This is a genomic window from Brevundimonas sp. SL130 (genome assembly GCF_026625805.1).
Taxonomy (GTDB): domain Bacteria; phylum Pseudomonadota; class Alphaproteobacteria; order Caulobacterales; family Caulobacteraceae; genus Brevundimonas.
This window is the reverse complement of the sequence record NZ_CP113064.1, coordinates 3,174,914-3,195,393: the sequence shown is the minus strand read 5'-3', so window position 1 is coordinate 3,195,393 and position 20,480 is coordinate 3,174,914. Positions and strand designations below refer to the sequence as shown.

At 65.5% G+C, this 20,480-nt stretch carries 17 protein-coding genes; 10 read left to right on the top strand and 7 right to left on the bottom strand.

The genetic code is table 11. The features are described 5' to 3' along the window. Position 1: 1 nt before the first annotated feature. Positions 2-616 carry a TetR/AcrR family transcriptional regulator gene (locus tag OU998_RS15535; protein WP_267514560.1) on the top strand — a complete coding sequence of 205 codons (615 nt, stop codon included), beginning with the start codon at positions 2-4 and terminating at the stop codon, positions 614-616. A 453-nt stretch (positions 617-1,069) separates the two neighbouring features. Here the strand turns inward: OU998_RS15535 and OU998_RS15530 are convergent, their stop codons facing one another. After that, positions 1,070-3,217 (bottom strand): amylo-alpha-1,6-glucosidase, encoded by a 2,148-nt coding sequence (locus OU998_RS15530; protein WP_267514559.1) that lies wholly within the window; start codon positions 3,215-3,217, stop codon positions 1,070-1,072. 149 nt (positions 3,218-3,366) lie between these two features. Then, positions 3,367-4,497 carry a glycosyltransferase family 4 protein gene (locus OU998_RS15525; RefSeq protein WP_267514558.1) on the bottom strand — a complete coding sequence of 377 codons (1,131 nt, stop codon included), beginning with the start codon at positions 4,495-4,497 and terminating at the stop codon, positions 3,367-3,369. A gap of 430 nt (positions 4,498-4,927) precedes the next feature. Here OU998_RS15525 and OU998_RS15520 point away from each other — a divergent pair, with 430 nt between their 5' ends. Next, positions 4,928-5,665 carry an SDR family NAD(P)-dependent oxidoreductase gene (locus tag OU998_RS15520; RefSeq protein ID WP_267514557.1) on the top strand — a complete coding sequence of 246 codons (738 nt, stop codon included), beginning with the start codon at positions 4,928-4,930 and terminating at the stop codon, positions 5,663-5,665. Between the two features lie 10 nt (positions 5,666-5,675). Here OU998_RS15520 and OU998_RS15515 read toward each other — a convergent pair whose 3' ends face one another. The 3 genes from OU998_RS15515 to OU998_RS15505 form a co-directional block, all read right to left on the bottom strand. Then, complete coding sequence (locus tag OU998_RS15515) at positions 5,676-7,292, bottom strand: globin-coupled sensor protein (RefSeq protein WP_267514556.1); 1,617 nt, start codon at positions 7,290-7,292, stop codon at positions 5,676-5,678. Between the two features lie 53 nt (positions 7,293-7,345). Then, positions 7,346-7,858: a MarR family winged helix-turn-helix transcriptional regulator gene (locus OU998_RS15510; RefSeq protein ID WP_267514555.1), complete on the bottom strand. Its 513-nt coding sequence runs from the start codon at positions 7,856-7,858 to the stop codon at positions 7,346-7,348. A 138-nt stretch (positions 7,859-7,996) separates the two neighbouring features. Next, positions 7,997-9,169, bottom strand: a complete 1,173-nt coding sequence (locus OU998_RS15505) for a sensor histidine kinase (protein WP_267514554.1) — start codon at positions 9,167-9,169, stop codon at positions 7,997-7,999. Positions 9,170-9,533: 364 nt separating this feature from the next. Here OU998_RS15505 and OU998_RS15500 point away from each other — a divergent pair, with 364 nt between their 5' ends. Continuing rightward, entirely contained in the window at positions 9,534-11,039 is a 1,506-nt protein-coding gene (locus OU998_RS15500; RefSeq protein WP_267514553.1) for a CoA-acylating methylmalonate-semialdehyde dehydrogenase, read from the top strand. Positions 11,040-11,107: 68 nt separating this feature from the next. Here the strand turns inward: OU998_RS15500 and OU998_RS15495 are convergent, their stop codons facing one another. Both OU998_RS15495 and OU998_RS15490 read right to left on the bottom strand, forming a co-directional pair. Continuing rightward, positions 11,108-11,851: an alpha/beta fold hydrolase gene (locus OU998_RS15495; RefSeq protein ID WP_267514552.1), complete on the bottom strand. Its 744-nt coding sequence runs from the start codon at positions 11,849-11,851 to the stop codon at positions 11,108-11,110. Further along, complete coding sequence (locus OU998_RS15490) at positions 11,844-12,470, bottom strand: DJ-1/PfpI family protein (protein ID WP_267514551.1); 627 nt, start codon at positions 12,468-12,470, stop codon at positions 11,844-11,846. The genes OU998_RS15495 and OU998_RS15490 overlap by 8 nt, the downstream gene beginning before the upstream one ends. A gap of 80 nt (positions 12,471-12,550) precedes the next feature. On the opposite strand from OU998_RS15490, the gene OU998_RS15485 reads away from it, so the two are divergent. The 7 genes from OU998_RS15485 to rplT all read left to right on the top strand — a co-directional run bounded on the left by OU998_RS15485 (position 12,551) and on the right by rplT (position 20,469). Then, complete coding sequence (locus OU998_RS15485) at positions 12,551-13,528, top strand: glycosyltransferase family 9 protein (RefSeq protein WP_267514550.1); 978 nt, start codon at positions 12,551-12,553, stop codon at positions 13,526-13,528. Between the two features lie 125 nt (positions 13,529-13,653). Next, entirely contained in the window at positions 13,654-14,175 is a 522-nt protein-coding gene (gene infC, locus OU998_RS15480; RefSeq protein ID WP_267514549.1) for a translation initiation factor IF-3, read from the top strand. Positions 14,176-14,603: 428 nt separating this feature from the next. Further along, on the top strand, positions 14,604-16,277 hold the full coding sequence (locus tag OU998_RS15475) for an alpha/beta hydrolase family protein (RefSeq protein ID WP_267516824.1): 1,674 nt from the start codon (positions 14,604-14,606) through the stop codon (positions 16,275-16,277). A 76-nt stretch (positions 16,278-16,353) separates the two neighbouring features. Further along, on the top strand, positions 16,354-18,339 hold the full coding sequence (locus tag OU998_RS15470; RefSeq protein WP_267514548.1) for an alpha/beta fold hydrolase: 1,986 nt from the start codon (positions 16,354-16,356) through the stop codon (positions 18,337-18,339). Positions 18,340-18,403: 64 nt separating this feature from the next. Further along, positions 18,404-19,702 (top strand): MFS transporter, encoded by a 1,299-nt coding sequence (locus tag OU998_RS15465; protein ID WP_267514547.1) that lies wholly within the window; start codon positions 18,404-18,406, stop codon positions 19,700-19,702. A gap of 161 nt (positions 19,703-19,863) precedes the next feature. Then, positions 19,864-20,061: a 50S ribosomal protein L35 gene (gene rpmI, locus OU998_RS15460; protein WP_267514546.1), complete on the top strand. Its 198-nt coding sequence runs from the start codon at positions 19,864-19,866 to the stop codon at positions 20,059-20,061. 54 nt (positions 20,062-20,115) lie between these two features. Further along, positions 20,116-20,469 carry a 50S ribosomal protein L20 gene (gene rplT, locus OU998_RS15455; RefSeq protein WP_267514545.1) on the top strand — a complete coding sequence of 118 codons (354 nt, stop codon included), beginning with the start codon at positions 20,116-20,118 and terminating at the stop codon, positions 20,467-20,469. Positions 20,470-20,480: the final 11 nt, after the last annotated feature.

Sequence of the window (20,480 nt, the reverse complement as noted above, 5' to 3'; positions counted from 1 at the left end):
CATGACACGTCGGCGCGTCTCTGGCGGCTCGGGGGTCGAACCGGCCAAGTCGCCAACGACCGATCCCTGCGCCATCCGCCGCCGACCCGGTCAGCAGGTGACGCGCGAATCCATACTCTGCGCTGGCCGCAAACTGTTCATCCAGCGGGGCTTCGGCGCCAGCATGCGTGAAATCGCGGTCGAGGCGGGCATAGACCACGCCCTCGTGTACCGGCATTTCGAATCCAAGATCGACCTGTTCAACCAGATCTTCGATCAGCCGCTTGATCCAGCAGAGGCCGGTGAGACCCTGACCGAACGCCTGCTGACTGCGCCTGGACGGATTGACGATCTGGTGCACGTGGCGGTGCGATCAGCGGCGGATCCCGCCGCCACGCGCTTGATCTGCGAGATCATCGAGCGTCGTCTCATCCCTCCGCTCGCACAAGCCATGGGCGGCGAGGGGGCCACGGAACGCGCCAGGCTTCTGCTTGCCCTGGCGGCGGGGGTCGAGGTGGTCCGCGACGATTCGGCCCCCGTCCTCGAGGTTGACGCCATGGCCCCCTTTATCGCCGACATAGTGCGGGAAATCCTGACGCGACCAAGGATTTCCCCGCTGGACCAACCGTCGGGTTAGCGTCGCTTTGAAGGCGCGATGGATCGCCCATCCGATCCTCCTCGGCGCAGTCTATGACGTCAATGACAGCCTTAATCTGTTCGCGCGCGTGGCCGAGGGCTATCGCGGGCCGTCCATCCAGGGCCGTAACCCGCCGGTCCTTAGCTGCAGAACGCCCTTTCGCTCCCAATTCTGAGAGAAAAACCCAGCGTTTTCAATCTTCCGGGGCCGAAAAATCCGCAGTCACCGCCCGCTCTCCGAAACGCCCTTATAATGGCCGATGCGAGTTGATGAGGGAGCAGGGGCGGTGAAGGTTCGAAATTGCACTCTTTTGCACATTGCACCGATTTCGGTCGTGCAGTGCAATTCCTCTCCGGTCAGGCCGCTGTCTTGCGCGGGGCGGCCTTCGTCTTCGCCGGCGTCGTCGAACGCTCACCTAACGCCGCAGAGGTCCGACCGTTTCCGCGCTGTCCTTCAACGCAGGGTCCGAACGGCGAGCCTGCCTTGGCGGTGGTCGGGGATGACCACGGCGCGGCCGCCGACATGCCGGATCGAAAGGTCGACCACGGCGTCTCCAACCGTCAATCCGGTAATCTTCAGCCGTTCCAGACCCGCAGGAAGCACCGGGTCGGCCATGTCCACAGTTCCGGTCCAGGCGTCGATGGACAGGCCCAGCGCCGCCTGAAGCATCAGGAAGACCGACCCCGCCGCCCAGGCCTGGGGCAGGCAGGCGACCGGATAGGCGATGGGAGGCTCGCCCGGTTCGCGCGGGAAGCCGCAGAACAGTTCGGGCAGGCGCAGGTGGAAATGGGCGGCGGCGGCGTGAATCTCGGCCAGGATATCAGCGACCGCCTGCCGCTCGCCGTAGTTGGCCATGCCGGCGGCGGCCATGGCGGTGTCATGCGGCCAGACCGAGCCGTTGTGATAGCTCATTGGATTGAACCGGGCCTGGCCCAGCTCGAGCGTGCGTATGCCCCAGCCGGTGCGGAACTCGGCCGATAACAGACGTTTGGTGACGCGGCGCGCGCGCTCGACCGAGGGCAGGCCGGTGAACAGTAGGTGGCCGGCGTTCGAGGCGATGGCCCGGCACTGTTCTCCGTCGCCGTCCAAGGCCACGGCGTAGAAGCCCTCGTCCTCCATCCAGTACTTGTCTTCCACCAGAGCGCGGACCTGATCGGCTCGCATCCGCCATTCGGGCGCCCGCGCGTCGCCCAGGCGTTCGCCCAGATCGCCCAGGGCGCGCCAGGCGGCGAAGGCATAGCCCTGGACCTCCAGCAGGGCGATGGGGCCCTTGGGGAAGCGACCGTCGGCGTGGAAGATGGAGTCTTCCGAGTCCTTCCACCCCTGGTTCGACAGGCCCGTATCGGCCCCGCGCTGATAGTCGATCAGCCCGTCATTGTTGCTGTCGCCATAGTCGCGCATCCAGTCGGCGGCGGCGATCAGGTTGGGCCACAGGGTGCGGATCAGGCCCAGGTCGCCGGTGCGGCTGGCGTAGGCGCCGGCCAGGGCCACGAACAGGCAGGTGGTGTCCACCCCGCCGTAATACAGGCCGAACGGCACCTCGTGCAGGGCGCTCATCTCGCCGCCCCGCGTCTCGTGCATGATCTTGCCGGGCTGGCTGTCCTGGAACAGCGAGGTCTCGGTCGCCTGGCGCGACGCCAGATAGGTCAGGACGCCCTTGGCGAGCGACGGGTCCAGCCACAGCATCTGCCAGGCGGCGATGATGCCGTCGCGCCCGAACGGGGTCGAGAACCAGGGCGTCCCGGCAAAGGGGTAGGGGCCGGTCGGCAGGTCCGTGGTCAACAGGGCCATGTCGGCTCGCGACTGGTCCAGCCAGCCGTTGAACCGCGGGCTGCGCGGTCCGCGCACCGAGGCCCCGCGTCGCCGCTTGGCGCGCATGGCCAGACGCGCCTGGACGGCGTACTCTCGCCAGCGCCGGGCGTCCGGCGCCTCGCAGGACTCGACGCCGCATTCGATGAACAGGTCCATGGACCGACCCTTGGGCAGGCTGAACATGAACTCGGCGCGCTGATGCGTCAGGCGGGCGGGCGGCTCGGAAAAGGCCAGGCAACTGCCGCGATCCACCTCGTCCAGTCCAGTGTAGCGGAAGGTGACGCGGCGGCCGTCGGTCGTCGGCGTGTGGATGGTCCCGCGCTTGTCCCGGGACGTGCCGCGCACCTGAAAGATGTCGGCGAAGTCGGCCCCGAAGTCGAAGGCCAGGGGCAGCAGGATGTCCTCGACCCCGTGGTTGACCATCTGGATGTGCTCGAACATCCGCCGCCCCCACAGGAAGCGCCGCCGTTCGATGTGCAGCACCCCCGCCGGGGCCGAACGTCCGCCCATCGGGGGCAGGGGACGATTGGTGGTGTGGCACGAGAAGAAGACGTTGTCCTGACTGACGCCCGACGACAGGCGTGACGGCCTGGCCAGTCCGACCGTCATGGCCCATCGCGACAGGACGCGGGTGTCGTCGGCGAACAGGCCGTCCGCCCCGCCCTTCATGTCGCCCCAGCCGTCGGCGACCAGGAAGGTGTCGCCTTCCTTCAGCGCCATCAACTGCTCGAGACCCGAGGCCTCAATGGATTCGCCTGCGGTCAGTTGCGTGCTGTAGGCGTCGTCCATGTGGTCTCTCCCTTGTCGTTTGAGGCCAGTCCCGAGCCTATTCCACCCGAGTGCGACGTTGCGGAGCCGCTTGAGTGATCAAATGGCGAAGGCGGCGGAGGGTTCACCTTCGCCGCCTGTATTTCTTCGTGAAACCGCCAAGGCGGCGCCTATGCGATCGCAGCGAAGCTCCGGTCTTCGGAGAGGGGACGCAGGGGCGTGACGATGTCCTTGCGGATTTCCTCAGCCAAGGCCGCCCCGGCGAACGGACGACGCGCCAGCAGGTCGCCATAGACGTCCAGATAACGGCGGGCCATTGCGGTGGCTGAGAAGCGCAGGTCGAACCTGGCCCTGACGGCCTCGCGGTCCAGCAGATGAACGCGGCCGGCCGCAGCGACGGCCTGCTCCATGGTGTCCACCAGGAAGCCGGTGGCGCCGTCCTCGATGATCTCCGTCGTGGAGCCGCAACGGAAGGCGACCACAGGCGTGCCGCAGGCCATGGCCTCGATCATCACCAGGCCGAAGGGCTCGGGCCAGTCGATCGGGAACAGCAGGGCGTCGGCGCCGCCCAGGAAGGCCGACTTCTGGTGGTCGCCGATCTCGCCGACGAACTCGATCAGCGGATTGCCTTCGACCATGGGCCGAATGGTGTCTTCCCAGTAGATCTTGTCCGCAGCATCGACCTTGGCGGCGATCTTCAGACGCATGCCCAGCTTGGTCGCGATCTCGATGGCGCGATCCGGCCGCTTCTCGGGCGATATCCGTCCCAGGAACGCCAGATACCCCTCTGAACGACGCGAGAACACATACTGTTCGCCCGGCATGCCGTGATGGACGGTGGCCTGCCAGTTGGCGAGCGGAAGCGGTTTGCGCTGGTCGTCGGAAATCGAGATGAGCCCGAACTCACCCCACCGGCGGTAGACGCCCGGCAGGTCTTTCATGTCCAGGCGACCGTGCAGGGTGGTCAGGGTCTTGTCCGCATAGGGTCTGAACAGCGGGAAATGGATCATGTCGGTATGAAAATGGACGACGTCGAACTCATCCACGCGGTCCAGAACTTCGCCCAGCATCGACAGGTGGGCGGCAAGGTCGGACTTCAAAGGCGCGGGGTCGAGGCGGATAGCCTGGTCGCGAACCGGGATCAGGCGCGCCCGGGTCTGGGCGTCAGCGCTGGCGAACAGGGTGACGTCGTGGCCCAGATCCACCAGGGCGTCCGTCAGATGCGCCACGACGCGCTCGGTTCCTCCATACAGCTTCGGAGGGACGGCCTCGTAAAGCGGGGTGACCTGCGCGATCTTCATGACATGCGCTCCGACCCGCCAAGCCGGGCCGCGCAATGAAATGGCCGGGCGCGGACTCAGTTCCATTTTTGGCGAAATTTCTTTAATGGTTCCGGTGGTTTAAGTGTCACGGTAAGGCGGTGTTCTGTACGGTTTCGCGCTTATCGGGCGCGGCGCTGCCCAATTCTCGGCCGGCGCTTGCGGTCATCCGTGAGTGGGGATGAACCGTAGAGCTTTTCGTGTGTTTCTACGCCCGAGCGCCCCTTTGGCCGAGGCGTGGCGGAGGTGAAGGCGTTTGACGGAATCCGACCCTTACGATCCAAAAAGCGCAGGCCCCGTCAGGCGAGACGCCGAGCGTATCGCGGCGGCGACCTTGATCCTGGGATGCACATCATGACCAAGCCGTTTGAACCGAAAGCCCTGGTGCGCCGGGTCGATGAGATTCTGTCCGATGACTGAGCGGGCGGAAGGTCTCGCGGTCGTGGTCGGGGCCGGGGGCGGCATAGGCGCCGCCTTGCTGCGAGAACTGTGGGCGCAACGGCGCTATGAGGGACTGGCGGGGCTTGGACGAAACCGCCCGGCGGATTGGCCGACCGAGGCCGGCTGGACCTTTGTCGAGACGGACATCACCGACGAGGCGCAGATTGCACGCGCCGCCGAGGTCGTCTCGGCCCTGGGGCGGCCCACGCGGGTTCTCGTCGCGACGGGCGTGCTTCACGGACAAGGGATCGAGCCTGAGAAGACCATGCGCGCCCTGGACGCGGCGGTGCTCCAGCAGCTGTTCCTGGTCAATGCTGTCGGCCCGGCATTGGTGGCGAAGCATTTCCTGCCGCTGATTCCGCGCGACCGGCCCAGCGTCTTTGCGGCTCTTTCCGCACGCGTCGGCAGCCTGTCCGACAATCGGCTGGGGGGCTGGTACGGCTACAGGGCGTCCAAGGCGGCGCTGAACATGTTCATCGCCACCCTGGCGGTCGAGCACCGGCGGACCCACCCGCTGGGGATTTGCGCGGCTCTGCATCCGGGCACGGTCGAGACGGGTCTCAGCGCCGCGTTCCCCGCCCGTTCGCCGGTCGCCGGGCGTCTGTCGCCGGCTGAATCCGCGCGGGCGCTCCTCCAGGTCGTCGATGGGCTTCAGCCTTCGGACAGCGGCCGCTTCTTTGCCTGGGACGGCAAGCCGATCGCGTGGTGACGCGCCCGCGTTAGAATTCTTCCCAATCGCTCGCCTGGGGGGCTGCGGCCAGGGCCGCCGATCCCGCCTGCCGGAGCGCCGGTTTAGCGACAGGGCGCGGCGCGGACGGCGGGTGGGCGCTGCTTGTCGGCCTGGCTGCGGCGCCGCCCGTCTGCCGGCCACCGCCTTGGTTCGTCATCTGGAACCGGGCGACAAGCGAGGCCAGACGCGCGCCCTCCTGCGTCAGGTTGTGGCTGGCGGCCGTGGATTCCTCGACCATCGCAGCATTTTGTTGGGTCACCTGGTCCATCTGGTTCACCGCCGTATTGACCTGGTGCAGCGCCGTGGACTGTTCCTGGGTGGAGGCGGTGATTTCGGACATCAGCTGGTCGATTTCCATCACGCGCGCGACGATCGCCGACAGGGCCTCCCCCGTCTCGCCGACCAGGCTGACGCCCGATTTAACCTGCACGGAGGATTCCGTGATCAGCGACTTGATCTCGCGCGCCGCCTCGGCGGAACGTTGAGCCAGGGCCCGGACTTCGGAGGCCACGACAGCAAAGCCGCGACCGGCCTCGCCCGCACGCGCCGCCTCGACCCCGGCGTTCAGGGCCAGCAGATTGGTCTGGAAGGCGATCTCGTCGATGACGCCGATGATCAGCCCGATCTTGTCGGCCGATGACTCGATCGCGCCCATGGCGTCGACCGCGCGGTGAACAATCTCTCGCGACTTTTCCGCCGCGACGCGTGACGTCTCCACGACCGTCGCCGCCTGGTTGGCGCCCTCTGCGGTCTTCTTCACCGTGGCGGTGATCTCGTCCAGGGCGGCGGCGGTCTCTTCCAGCGTCGCGGCCTGTTGTTCGGTGCGCCGCGACAGGTCGTCGGCCGCCTCGCTGATTTCGCCGGCGCCGGCCTGCATAGCCTGGGTGTTGCCGGAGATCTCCGCCATGGCGGCGTCCAGTTGGGCCATGGCCGTGTTGAAGTCATCCTTCAACCGCGCGTAGCTGCCGGGGAAGTCGGTATGGATCCGGGCCGTCAGATCGCCCTGGGCCAGGGCGGTCAGGGCGTCCGCCGTGGCCGCAACGACGCGGCTTTGTTCGGCTTCGGCCTGGACGCGCTTCTCGTCCGCCTCGCGCCGGGCGGTTTCGGCCGCTTCGAGGTACAGGGAGATGACGATGTCCATGTCCAGCATGGCGGCCTTGACCACGCTGGCGATGGCCTCGCCCAGGGCGTCTCCGTCGGTCTTGCGGCCGAACGGGCCGCGCTTGGCGGCGTGAGCTTTGACGATGGCCTTGATGAGACCGTTGAGGATCAGTCCATAGCCCCCGATGTACCAGCGGGGCTCAAGCCCGATCCGGGCATGGATCTGTCCAATTCGACGGGCGCCCTCGACATATTCGGGTGTGAATTCCCCCGAGGCCAAAAGCGACCAGTGCCTGGATTGAGCGTTTTTGGCCCCGGCGATATGGCTTTCGGAGCTGAAAAAGTGCGCAACGTCGGGGGTGGCGCGGACCTGATCATAGAATGCGTCCAGGCTCTGCCCGATCGCCGCCTCGATCGCCGGTCGCGTTTGTGAAAGCGCCGTCTTGGCGCGAGTGTCCAGCTTCAGAAAATTCAGCCGTTTCTGAAGCTCCATATCAGTCGACATGCTCGCCCTTTCTTATGATTGGGAAAGGGTGAACACTCGGAGCTAAGTCAGGGTTAATCTGAGTTGACGCGTGGAATGGTTGTGGCCTGCAACCTTTTGGGCGTTCTGTCGCAGGTGGATTCGCCCGACGGAGCCGGCGTGAGCGCCCGAATGACAAAGTCCAGTTGCGGCGCCACGCTTCGCATGGCCTCTGCGGCTTCGAGGGGGAGCGCCTTTGCCAGGCTGCGATAGTCGGCGCGCCGCCGCGCAAGGCGTTTCTCTCCGGCCGTTGTCAACGTCAACATGGTGACGCGCCGGTCTGTGGGATGAGCGCTGCGGCCGATCAGGTCGTTTTTGACGAGAGTATCGACCAGTCGCGATATGGTCGCCGCCGGCAGTTGCAGAGTCTCGGCCAGAACGCATTGCCTGAGCCCGCGCCGACCCGCGTCTTCTATGACGTTCAAAGCCTGGAAGGTCGTTTGGTTCAGACTGTCATCGACGAGCAGATCATCGAGAAGTTGGTCCAATCGCTGGATGAGTGCGTCGAAGGCGATCAGCGTCGTGGCTGTGTTTTCATCGGCCGGCATGAATCCGGCCGCAATGATTCCTCGTGAACCCATGGTTGAAGATTTCCCGAGAACCCATGGTTGAATTCTAATCTAGAGGGGGCGGCTTTCAATAGTGGTTTGTACCTACCTGACGTCGCTTTGGGCTCCCGACAGAGATCATGCCCGTCGGGCATTCGGCGTGACGGCGTCTTGACTGTAATCGTCCGGGGCGGCGTTGGTGTCGTCTGTGCCGCTGGGGCGATGAAAATCGTGCACGTTGGCATTGAGTGTGAAGGCGAAAGCGGCGCCGCCCTGGGGGCTGGACCCTAGCTCGATGGCGCCGCCATGGGCCTCGACGATGGTGCGACAGATTGAAAGGCCTAGACCCATTCCGCCCGGCTTGCTGCTGACGAGCGGGTCGAACAGCCTGTCGACCATCTCAGCGGCCACGCCCGGCCCATTGTCGCTGACGACCATGAGGTAGCCGTCCGGCGTCTGTCGCCCTGAAATCTCAACCTTGCGCGGCGTCCCGACCCGCGGTGCGTCCATGGCGTTTCTGGCCAGGTTCAGGATCACCTGCTGCAGTTGAACGCGGTCGCAACGCGTGAAGTCGGCAGGATCAATCCATACGGCGAGCTCCGCCTCTGTCTCTCGAGCATGAACGTGCAGAATCGGCATGATCTCGTCAATCACGGCGGCGACGTTCTCACGGGTTTGAAAGCCTGTATCGTGGGCCAGAAGCGATCGGAACCGTCGAATGATGTCGGTCGCACGTTCAATCTGGCCCTTGGCCGAGCTCATCATGTCAGCCGTCTCGGACGCATCGACTCCGCGTCGTCGGAACGCGGATTCCGCCGCCGCCAGATAGTTGACGGCCGCGCCCAAGGGCTGATTCAGCTCATGCGCCAACATCGAGGCCACCTCCCCCAGGGAGTTCAGTCTCCAGTTGTGGATGATCTGCAACTTGACGTCCTGAAGTGCGGTTTCGGCCTCGACCGAGGCCGTCATGTCCAGAATGAACAGCGTCACCAGATTTTCGCCCGCTTTTGAGAACGGGGCGGCTTGCAAATCCACGAAGGCTTGCCGACCGTCAAATCGCCGCGCACGGCGGTAAAGGTCCTTTCCGGAACTCCGGCTCAACGCATTGATGTCTTTTACAGCGGAAGGTGAATTCAGCACTGCGGTGTCGAAATCATCGATCAGATCGGAAATGTCTGCGGGCGGCGCGATCAAGCAACGGCCAAAGAACCGTTCGGCCGTCGCATTGGCGCAACGGACGTGCCCGGATCTATCGACCGCGACAATCGCCATAGGGGCATCCATCAGGATGCTCTGTGCAAACGGCTCCATTTTTCGTCTCCCACCCATCCGGACGGCGCCTCTCCACTAGAAGGGAGAGTTAACGCCGACGGTTGAATTGACGGATCGTATATCAACTTGGGGGAGAACGAGAACATATATTTCAGTACGGCAACAAATATTAGCCATGATAATCATTAGCAAATTCATGGACTGCTCTTTTGGGGCTGCAATGTTGCCGTCTTCACGCTCTTTGTCGGACCGGTCTAGTTGAGAACTATTGTCGCTATCTTCGAGGTCTCGATCCGGGGCCTTGCACGGGATGGGCGGGTTTTTCGCCGTCTGGGGCTGCAAGAGGGCGATCCTGCCTGCTATGACGGCTGCAACAGCAATAACGTCATAGGGAATCTCAGGTATGGTGCGTGACATTCGCCATTTCATCGACGGATCGGCCTTCGACGGTGCGTCCGGTCGTTTCGGCGACGTCTTCAATCCCAACACCGGCGAGGTCCAGGCCCGCGTCCAGCTGGCCAGCGTCGGCGAGGTCGATCGCGCGGTCCAGGCGGCCCAGAACGCCTTCGACGGCTGGGCCAGCACCAATCCGCAACGCCGCGCCCGCGTCATGTTCGACTTCAAACGCCTGGTCGAGGGGCGGATGGATGAACTGGCCGAATTGCTCAGCAGCGAACACGGCAAGGTCATCGCCGACTCGAAAGGCGACATCCAGCGCGGTCTGGAAGTCATCGAATTCGCCTGCGGCATTCCGCATGCTCTGAAGGGCGAATACACCCAAGGCGCCGGCCCCGGCATCGACGTCTATTCGATGCGCCAGCCGCTCGGCGTGGTGGCGGGCATCACCCCGTTCAACTTCCCCAGCATGATCCCGATGTGGATGTTCGGGGTGGCCATCGCGGTCGGCAACACCTTCGTGCTGAAGCCGTCCGAGCGAGACCCGTCCCTGCCGGTGCGGCTGGCTGAACTGATGCTCGAGGCCGGGGCGCCGAACGGGGTGCTGAACGTGGTCCACGGCGACAAGACGGCGGTCGACGCCATCCTGACCCATCCGCTGATTCACGCCGTCAGCTTCGTCGGCTCGTCCGACATCGCCCACTATGTCTATCAGACCGGCGCCGCCAACCATAAGCGGGTTCAGGCCATGGGCGGGGCCAAGAACCACGGCATCGTCCTGCCTGACGCCGACATGGCCCAGGTGGTCAAGGATTTGACCGGCGCCGCTTTCGGCAGCGCCGGCGAACGATGCATGGCCCTGCCGGTGGTTGTGCCGGTCGGCAAGAAGACCGCGGACGAGCTGCGCGAGCGGCTGGTGGCGGAGATCCCGTCGTTGAAGGTCGGGGTGTCGACGGACGCCGAAGCCCACTACGGCCCGGTGGTGACCCAGACCCATCGTGACCGGGTCGTGGGCTGGATCGACAAAGGCGTCAAAGAAGGCGCCGAATTGGTGGTCGACGGCCGCGACTTCAGCCTGCAAGGCCACGAGAAGGGCTATTTCATCGGCCCGTCGCTGTTCGACCACGTGAAGCCCGAGATGTCATCCTACCAGGAAGAGATCTTTGGCCCCGTGCTGCAGATCGTCCGCGCCGAGACGTTTGAAGAGGCCCTGTCCCTGCCGTCGAACCACCAGTACGGCAACGGCGTCGCCATCTTCACCCAGAACGGTCGTGCGGCCCGCGACTTCGCCGCCCGGGTCAATGTCGGCATGGTCGGCATCAATGTGCCCATCCCGGTGCCGGTCGCCTATCACACCTTCGGCGGCTGGAAGCGCTCGGCCTTCGGCGACATCAACCAGCATGGCATGGAGGGCGTCCGCTTCTGGACCAAGACCAAGACCGTCACCGCGCGCTGGCCTGACTCGGCGTTGGAGCACTCGGACAGTTCCTTCGTCATCCCGACAATGGGCTGACACCCAATGCTGTCATCCTCGTGTGTTGGCGACCTGATCGTCGCCTGGCTGAACGACCGCTTCGGGGCTTAGCGCCGCATCCCCTCCGCCGCCGCCACCAGCCGGTCGAGGTCTGAGGGCGTGGACAGCCGGTGATCGCCGCCGTCGATCAGGTCCAGACGCACGTCGCCGCCCGTCAATCGCTCGATCAGTTCGACCTGATGGCGCCAGGGCACGACGTCGTCGGCGCGGCCCTGGAGGATGTGGACAGGGGCGGCGATGTCGATGACGCCGTCCAGCAGCAGCCAGTCGCGCGCCTCCTCGAACATGCGGCGAGTCAGGACGTATTCGCCCAGACCCTCCTCGACGATCAGGGTCTCGCCCTCACGCAGGATGGCCTGGCGCTCGTGATCGGCCAGGCCGGGCCACATCAGTCGTTCGGTGAAGTCCTGGGCCGGGTTGACCAGGATCAGGCCCTTGATTCGCTCCGGTCGCGCCAGGGCCGCCAGCAGGGCGACCCAGCCGCCCATGGACGAGCCGACGGGGATGACCGGGCCGGACAGGCTGTCGATCAGGGCGATCGCATCCTCGCGCCAGCGGCCGATGGTCGCCTGGCGCCAGTCGCCGGAGGACCGGCCGTGGGCGAAATGGTCGTAACGGAGGAAGCTCCAGCCGCGTTCGCGCGCCGCCGCCTCCAGGGCCAGGGCCTTGGTCCCCTCCATGTCCGAGCGGAAGCCGCCTACCCAGATCACGGTCGGGCCGTCGCCGTCGATACATTTGAAGGCGAGCGTCTCGCCATCGGGGCGGGATAGGAGAAGGGCGCGATCAGGCATGGGGTTCGACCTCACCGGACGTTCCGGTCGCCGTCCATCGATAGTCCATCTGGCGCGCAGTCGCGACGGCCAGTTCACGACCCGCCAGGATTTCGACGAGATGCAGACTCAGGTCCAGGCCTGCGGATATTCCGGCCGAGGTCCATACGCGGCCGTCGCCTGTCCACCTAACGTCGCCTACGACTTCAAGATCAGGGAAGCGCAGCGCCAGATCGGGCAGATCCTCCCAATGGGTCGTGGCGCGTCTGCCGCGCAGCAAGCCTGCCACGGCCAGCAGGAAGGCGCCGGTGCACACTGAGGCGATCATCGGCGTTCCCGTCCGAGCGGTCAGCCAGGCGATGAGCCGCCTATTCACTTCAACCTCTGAGGTTACGCCGCCGGGCACGATGAGCACGTCCAGGTCCGGCGCCGTTTCGATCGAGACGTCGGTCGATAGATGAAGGCCGCCGCGCGCCGTCGCCGTCCGGTTGGGATCGACCGAAATCAGGATAACTTCGAAGATCGGATTGGTCTTGCCGGCGTCGCGGCGGTGGACGCGGTTGGCGACCGAGAAGACTTCGAACGGGCCAAGCGCATCCAGCACCTCGACCTCGTCAAACACCAAAATTCCGACCTTCATTATCGCTCCCGTCCAGCAGCCCTCGCATAACAACCTCGGGCCTGATAGCGAAGCGCCGGATTGCAATGAGGTGAATGCGCGTGTCCGCCCCCCCCATGCCTGCGCCCCAGGTCCTGTTCGTCACCTCCAATCGCATCGGCGACTGCGTCATCTCCTCGGGGGTGATCCGCGAAATCGCGCGTCAGATTCCGGGGGCGCAGATCACTGTCGCCTGCGGGCGTCCGCCGGCGCCCTTCTTCCGTTCGGCGCCCGGCGTGGTGCGCACCATCGTGCTCGACAAGAAGAAGATGGCCGGACACTGGCTCGATCTGTGGAAACAGTCGGTCGGGACGCAGTGGGACCTGGTGATCGACATCCGGGGCTCGGCCCTGAGCTATCTGGTCCCGGCCAAGCGGCGCGTCGTCTATAATCGGTCCTGGGAGACCGGGCTGCGCAAGGTCGAGATGGTGTCGCGGCTGATGGGGGCGCGGACGCCGCTGGACCCCGAAATCTTCCTGGACGACCAGGCGCGGGCCGAGGCCGCCGCCGTCATCGATCCGCAGTTGGCGGAAGGCGCGGGCCCTGGTCCCATCATCGCCCTGGCCCCCATTGCGCACCAACCGGGCAAGAGCTGGCCCGCCGACCGCTGGGGCGCCCTGGTCGAGAAGCTGAAGGCCGAGCCGCGCTTTGACGGCTGGCGGTTCATGCCCGTGGGCGGGCCGGGCGACCGGCCGCCGGCGACCCCGGCCCTGGAGGCCGCAGGAGCACGCGGCATCGACTTCGTCGGCAAGGGCGACATCCTGGCCTCGGCCGCCGCCATCGATCGGGCGGACCTGTTCGTCGGCAATGATTCCGGCCTGATGCACGTGTCCGCCGCCCTGGGTCGACCGACCCTGGGCCTGTTCGGCCCGACCGAATGGTGGCTGTACGGCCCATGGGGTCCAAAGACGCGAACGGCGGCCTCTAACGAGACGCGGGGCCAGTTCGCCCCCATCGAAGATCTGAGTGTCGATCATGTCTTCGACGCGGTGCTGGCGCTGCACGACGCCTATATCGCCGGAACGCCCGCGAAGCCTTGAAAAACCGGGCTTCCTGGCGCATATTGTCGGTCTTGAGAGGAGCGTGGCGACAGCCGCGTGCATTCGCTCATCACGACCCACGACTTCTTTGACCACATAAGGAAACGACGCCCATTCGCCGTCCCATGCAAGCGCCACCCGTGAAAGACGGGCCGCGTATGAACCAGGATATCCGCGCCCCTCGCGTTCTGCTCATCGATCAGAATGGCGAGAAACAGGGCGTCATGCCCACCTCCGCCGCTTTGGAAGCCGCCGAGGAAGCCGGGATGGACCTGGTCGAGATCGTCTCCACCTCCGAACCGCCGGTGGCCAAGATCCTCGATTACGGCAAGCACCGTTTCCAGGAGCAGAAGAAGAAGGCCGAGCAGCGCAAGCGCCAGAAGGTCGTCGAACTGAAGGAAATCAAGCTCCGTCCGAACATCGACACCCACGACTATGAGGTGAAGGCCAAGGCCATGCACCGCTTCTTCGACGAGGGCGACAAGGTGAAGGTCACCCTGCGCTTCCGCGGTCGTGAAATGGCGCACCCGGAACTGGGCATGAAGCTGCTGAACAAGGTCCAGGCCGATTTCGACGAAATCGCCAAGGTCGAGTTCTCGCCCAAGATGGAAGGCCGCCAGATGATCATGATCCTGGCCCCGCGCTGATCGACACGATCCATCGCTGATATTGGACGCCCCGGTCGGAAACGACCGGGGCGTTTTGTCATGCGTCGTGCACTTGTGGTTGCGCCCCGCCTCTGGTTGAGTTCCTGACAGTCGGGGGACGCCATGAATGCAAGAGGGTTGAAGGGGCTGGGAGCGGCGCTGAGTCTGCTCTTCTTGGCCGTACGCACCAAGCGGCGCCGGGCTACGCCCAGCCGGCGCCGCTTGGTGCGTACGGCGCTCTGCCGGCGGTCGAGTTCGTCAGCGTATCGCCCAGTGGCGCGCGGCTGGCGTCGGTCAAGGTCGAGGGTGAAAAGCGCGGCCTGCTGGTAACCGATCTGGCGTCCGGCGATCCAATCGGCTTGGCCGACATCGGGGATTCCAAGGTCCGTGACGTGAATTGGATCGGCGAGGACCGGTTGTTGATCGTTATGTCCGAAACCCAGTCCCTGCCGTCGATCGGCGTCCCGAAGAGCGAGCTCTCCTATGGGCTGATCTTCGAGCCGGCGGCGCGCAAGGTCACGCCCCTGTTCAATCGCAATCGCGCCGTGATGCCGATGTTGTTCGGTCCTGCGGAGGTGCGCCAGACTCCACGCGGCCCTGCCGTTTTCGTGCGTGGTTTTCGTCTGTTCGATAGTCGGCGCCTGGATCTTTACCGCATCGACCCGGCCACCGGCCTGGGGCGGGTGAGCGATGAAATGGATTGGGACATCGACGACTATGTGCTGGACGCCGAGGGTCAGGTTCTGGCCAAGGCGGAATACGACCGGACACGCAAACGGTGGCTTCTGTTGCTGCCGTTGGGACAGACTTTCATGACCTTAGCCTGGGCGACCGACGCGCCTTTGGACGGTCCGGCGCTGAGGGGCATGGGGCGACGGCCGCGCACCGTCGTGGTCGATGCAAGACGCGACGACCTGATCGGGGCCGCCGGCGACGGCGACGAACTGGGTGAACTGTTCGAAGTGGATGTCGATACGGGTGAATGGACGGCTTTGCCCTTTCGAAGCCACCCGACGCGTCTGATCCACCACCCGCGGACCGGCCTTCTGATGGGGGGAGTCCATCTGGGCCCCAGCCGAAGCGACAGCGAATTTTTCGATGCGGACGTAACCCAGCGCTGGACTGCCGTGGAGCGGGCGTTCGCGGGACGGAATCCCGAGTTGGTGTCTTGGAGCGATGACATGCGCCAAGTCGTGGTCTTCACCGGCGGACAGGACAGTTCAGGCCAGTATCAGCTGGTGGATTTTGCGCGCGGCGACGCGAACATCATCGGCGACGTCTATCCAGAGATCGGACCCGACCAGGTCGGGGCCGTGCGCGAAGTGAAATACCGGGGCCAGGACGGGTTGGAGATCCACGGCTATCTCACCCTGCCTCCCGGTCAGGCCGATTCGATGGGCTTGCCGCTTGTGGTCTTGGCGCACGGCGGCCCGGCCGCACGGGACGTCGCCGGTTTCGACTGGTGGGCGCAGGCGCTGGCCAGCCGGGGTTACGCGGTGTTGCAGGCGAATTTCCGGGGATCCACCGGCTATGGCGACGCCTTCATGGAGGCCGGTTACGGCGAATGGGGCCGCAAGATGCAGACGGACCTGTCCGACGGGGTGCAAAGCCTGGCGCAGGAGGGGCGGATCGATCCTGAGCGCGTCTGTATCGTCGGGGGCAGCTATGGGGGCTATGCCGCTCTGGCGGGCGTCACCCTACAGAAGGACGTTTACCGGTGCGCGGTCTCGTTCGGCGGCGTGTCGGACCTGCGTCTGATGGTGCTGCAGGAAGCGCGGGAGACTGGCCGGGGAAGCCGCGCCGTTCGCTACTGGAACCGGTTCATGGGCGCCGAGCGCCTGGGAGACCGTCAACTCGACCTGCTGTCGCCCGCCCACTTGGCGGCTCAGGGCGACGCGCCGGTGCTGCTCATGCACGGTCAGGACGACACGGTGGTGGCGATGGAGCAGAGCGTGAAGATGGCCGAAGCCCTGGCGCGCGCGGGACGACGATACGAGTTCATTCGTCTGGAGGGCGAAGACCACTGGTTGTCGCGGGCCGATACGCGGCAGAAGATGCTCAGCGAGACCGTGCGTTTTCTGAACGCCCATAATCCTCCGTGACGCGGGCCGCCGCCAAAGCGGTTGCAACTTCCGCCTATATCGTTTGAGTTGAGGGTCGTTGGGGGAGTCTCGTTTGATGTTGAAGTCGGTGGCGAGGGCGGCGGCCCTGGCGGTTGCTGTTGCTTGTGCGACGCCGTGCCTGGCGGCGGCCTTGGCGGAGGTTCCTGCACTCCCGCCCCTGGAGGCCTACAGCGCCACGCCGGCGGTCGAATATATGGAGGTGTCGCCCAGCGGCGATCTGATCGCCCGGATCACGGTCGTGGGCGAAATCCGCGCCATCGCGGTGACGCGGATGACCACGGGGGAGCATCTGTTCGCGGCGGCCATCGGCGACGCCAAGGTTCGTGATTTGCGCTGGATCGGAGAGGGGCACGTGCTGGTCGTGACCTCGCAGACGCAAGGCATCCCCTTGCTGGGCATGTCCCGCCGGGAGCTATTCTTCGGCCAGGTGCTGGACCTCGAGAAGAAGAAGCTGGTTCAGGTCTTGGACCGGACGCCGGACGTCCTGGCTGTTCTGATCGGCCCTGCTTCGATCCGCAGCACCGAGGAGGGCCCAACCCTGTTCGCGCGGGGCTTCAACATCACCACCGGCCAGATCGACCTGTATCGGATCAGCCTGACCACCGGCCGAGGGCGGTCGGTGGAATCCATGGATCGCGAGATCGAGGACTATGTGCTGGACAGCGACGGCAAGGTGATCGCCTTGGCCCGCTATGTCGAGCGCGGCGGGCGGTGGTCGTTGCGATTGCCCAAGGGGCATGGGTTCAGCGAAGCCTGGGCGGTGGACGCGCCAGTCGATACGCCCAACCTGATCGGCATGGGCCGGACGGCGCGTACCATCATCGTCGGCGCCGACCGGCCGGATCTGGCCGCCGAGGACGAGGATTCGGAGTCGGCCGACGTCTTGTTCGAGGTCAATGTGGACAGCGGAGAATGGACCCAGCTGCCGTTCGAACATCATCCCGATTTTCTGGTCCACCATCCGCGCACCCGTCTGCTGATCGGCGGTGGTCGCACCGAGGAGGACGGCACGCATTACGAGTTCATCGACCCGGCGGCGGCGCGGCGGTGGGGTGCGATCGAGCGGGCCTTTGTGGGCAAGCGGCCGAAGTTGACCTCCTGGAACGACGCCCAGAACCTGATCGTCGTGTTCAACGACATCGGCGAACCGGGCCTTTATCAGCTGGTCGATTTCAGCCGCGGGGCGGCCGACGTCCTGGCCGACGCCTATCCGGCCATATCGACCGATCAGGTCGGCGAGATGCGTCCGATCCATTATGCGGCGGCGGATGGTCTGGATATTCCCGGCTATCTAACCCTGCCGCCGGGGGTTGAGGCGCCATCTGGCCTGCCCTTGATCGTGCTGGCGCACGGCGGGCCCGCGTCGCAGGACGTGGCCGGCTTCGACTGGTGGGCCCAGGCCCTGGCGTCGCGGGGCTATGCGGTGCTTCAGGCCAATTTCCGGGGCTCCACCGGCTATGGCCTGGCGTTTATGGAGGCGGGCTATGGCGAGTGGGGCCGCAAGATGCAGACCGATCTCTCGGATGGGGTGCGCTGGCTGGCGGCCGAGGGGATCATTGATCCCGAGCGCGTCTGCATCGTCGGCGCCAGCTATGGCGGCTATGCGGCCATGGCGGGCCTGACCCTGGACAAGGGGGTTTATCGCTGCGGCGTCGCCGTCGCCGGGGTGTCGGACCTGCGCCGGATGGTCAACTGGGAGGCGCGGCAGGAGGGGCGGAACGACAGCCAGACGGTCCGCTACTGGAACCGATTCATGGGGGCGGCGCGGCTGAACGACCGAGCGCTGGACGCCCTGTCGCCGGCCCGGCTGGCCGAGACGGTCGACCGGCCTCTGCTGCTGATCCACGGCAAGGACGATACGGTGGTGCCGATCGAGCAGAGCCGGGTCATGGCCGAGGCCATGCGCCGGGCGGACAAGCCGGTGGAGTTCATCGAGCTTCAGGGCGAGGACCACTGGCTGTCGCGCGCCGACACCCGTCAGCAGATGCTGCGCGAGACGGTGCGGTTCCTGGAGGCGAACAATCCCGTCGGGCCAAACTGAGGGATTGAAGGGAGGCGGCGCGACGGCGCTTCTCGCGGGCCAAGCGTCGCGCTAAGCGTGGGGCATGAGCCAAACGCCCCCGCCTCCCGTCATTCGCGCGCCCGCCCTGGCGGTGCTGTTCTCGGTGGTCTTCATCAATCTGGTCGGGTTCGGCCTGGTGGTGCCGCTGCTGCCCTTCTTCGCCCAGAGCCTGAAGGCTGAGGCGTGGCAGATCACCCTGATGTTCTCGGCCTATTCGCTGGGCCAGTTCTTCGCCGAACCCTTCTGGGGGCGGCTGTCGGACCGGATCGGGCGCAAGCCGGTGCTGCTCGTGACCCTGGCGGCCAATGCGGTCGGCTATCTGATGCTGGCCTTTGTGCCCAACATCTGGCTGGCCATTGCGGTGCGCCTGTTCACCGGCCTGGGAGCGGGCAATATTTCGACGGTGCAGGGCTATGTCGCCGATGTGACGCCGCCGGAGCAGAGGGCGGGGCGGATGGGGCTGATCGGCGCCGCCTTTGGCCTGGGCTTCATCGTCGGGCCGGGGCTGGGCGGATTGCTGACCCAGCCGCAGCTGGGACGGCTGGGCTATCAGTTGCCGATCTTCCTGGCCGCGATTCTGGCGGCCCTGGCGGCGGTCGGGGTGATGGTCTTCCTGCGCGAAAGCCGGGCCAAGGCCGATCCTTCGGCGGCGCGTCCGCCCTTCCTGGCGGGGCTGAAGGACGCGCGGACCAATCCGGTGGTGTCGCGGGTGTTGATCGTGACCCTGATCTATATGGCCGGCTTCTCGGCCATGGAGGCCGTATTCGGCCTGTGGTCCGAGAGCCGCTACGCCTGGGGCGCGCGCGAGGTCGGCCTCAGTTTCATGATCGTCGGCATCGTCTCGACGCTGAACCAGGGCTTCTTCGCCGGTCGGCTGGCGCGACGGTTTGGCGAGGCGCGCGTGCTGGCGACCGGCATGCTGCTGTTCGGCGCCTCGCTGGTGCTGCAGGTGCTGGCGCCGGTCGAATGGTTCCCGGCGACTCGGCTGGAGCTGGGCGGCCTGTCCCTGCCGGTGGTCCAGGGGTGGGTCATCCCGATCGTCATGGCTCTGGGCGCCTGCGGCATGTCCCTGGCCATGCCCAATATCTCGGCCATGATCAGCCGCGCCTCGCCTCCGGATCAGCAGGGGGCCATGCTGGGGCTGAACATGGCCTCCAGCTCGGTGGCGCGGATCTTCGGGCCGATGGCGGCCGGGGCGCTGTTCTCGGGCCTGGGGCACGACTGGCCCTTCCTGGTCGGCGCGCTTCTGACCATTCCGGCGGCGGTGATGGCGATCAACGCGGGCCGGGCGATCCTGCGGGGTCAGGTCGCTGCGGAAGCGCCCGCCAAGTCCTTGTCCTGACTCATCTTGCGTCGGCAGGCGTCTTCGCTTACAAGCCGCGCCTTCGCGTACCGAACCGCCGGGCGAACAGGCATGCCTAGGCGGTTCTTAAACTCTGAGGAACACCACGACGCGGGCTCAAGTAGCTCGAAGAGCGGTAGCCCCTCAAAAAGGAGATCGAAATGCCGAAACTGAAGACGAAGTCAGGCGCCAAGAAGCGCTTCAAATTCACGGCCACGGGCAAGGTGAAGGCCGGGGTTGCGGGCAAGCGTCACCGCTTGATCAGCCACAACTCGAAATACATCCGTCAAAACCGCGGCACCAAGACCATGGCCGACGCCGACGCCAAGAAGATCAAATCCTACATGCCGTACGCCTGATCGGCGCGCGCTGTACGACTGATCTCAACCCAAAGAATTTGAAGGAATAGCGACATGGCTCGCGTTAAACGTGGCGTAACTTCGCACGCCAAGCACAAGAAGGTTCTGGAGCAGGCCAAGGGCTTCTCAGGCCGCCGCAAGAATACCATCCGTACGGCCAAGGCCGCCGTCGATCGCGCCGGGCAATACGCCTATCGCGACCGTCGCACCAAGAAGCGCAACTTCCGCGCCCTGTGGATCCAGCGCATCAACGCCGCCGCGCGTATCGAAGGCTTCACCTACAGCCAGTTCATCAACGGCCTGAACAAGGCCGGCATCGAACTGGACCGCAAGGTCCTGGCTTCGATCGCCGCTGACGGGGCGGGCTTCAAGGCCGTCGCCGACAAGGTCCGCGCCGCTCTCGCTTAAGTCGAGGCCGG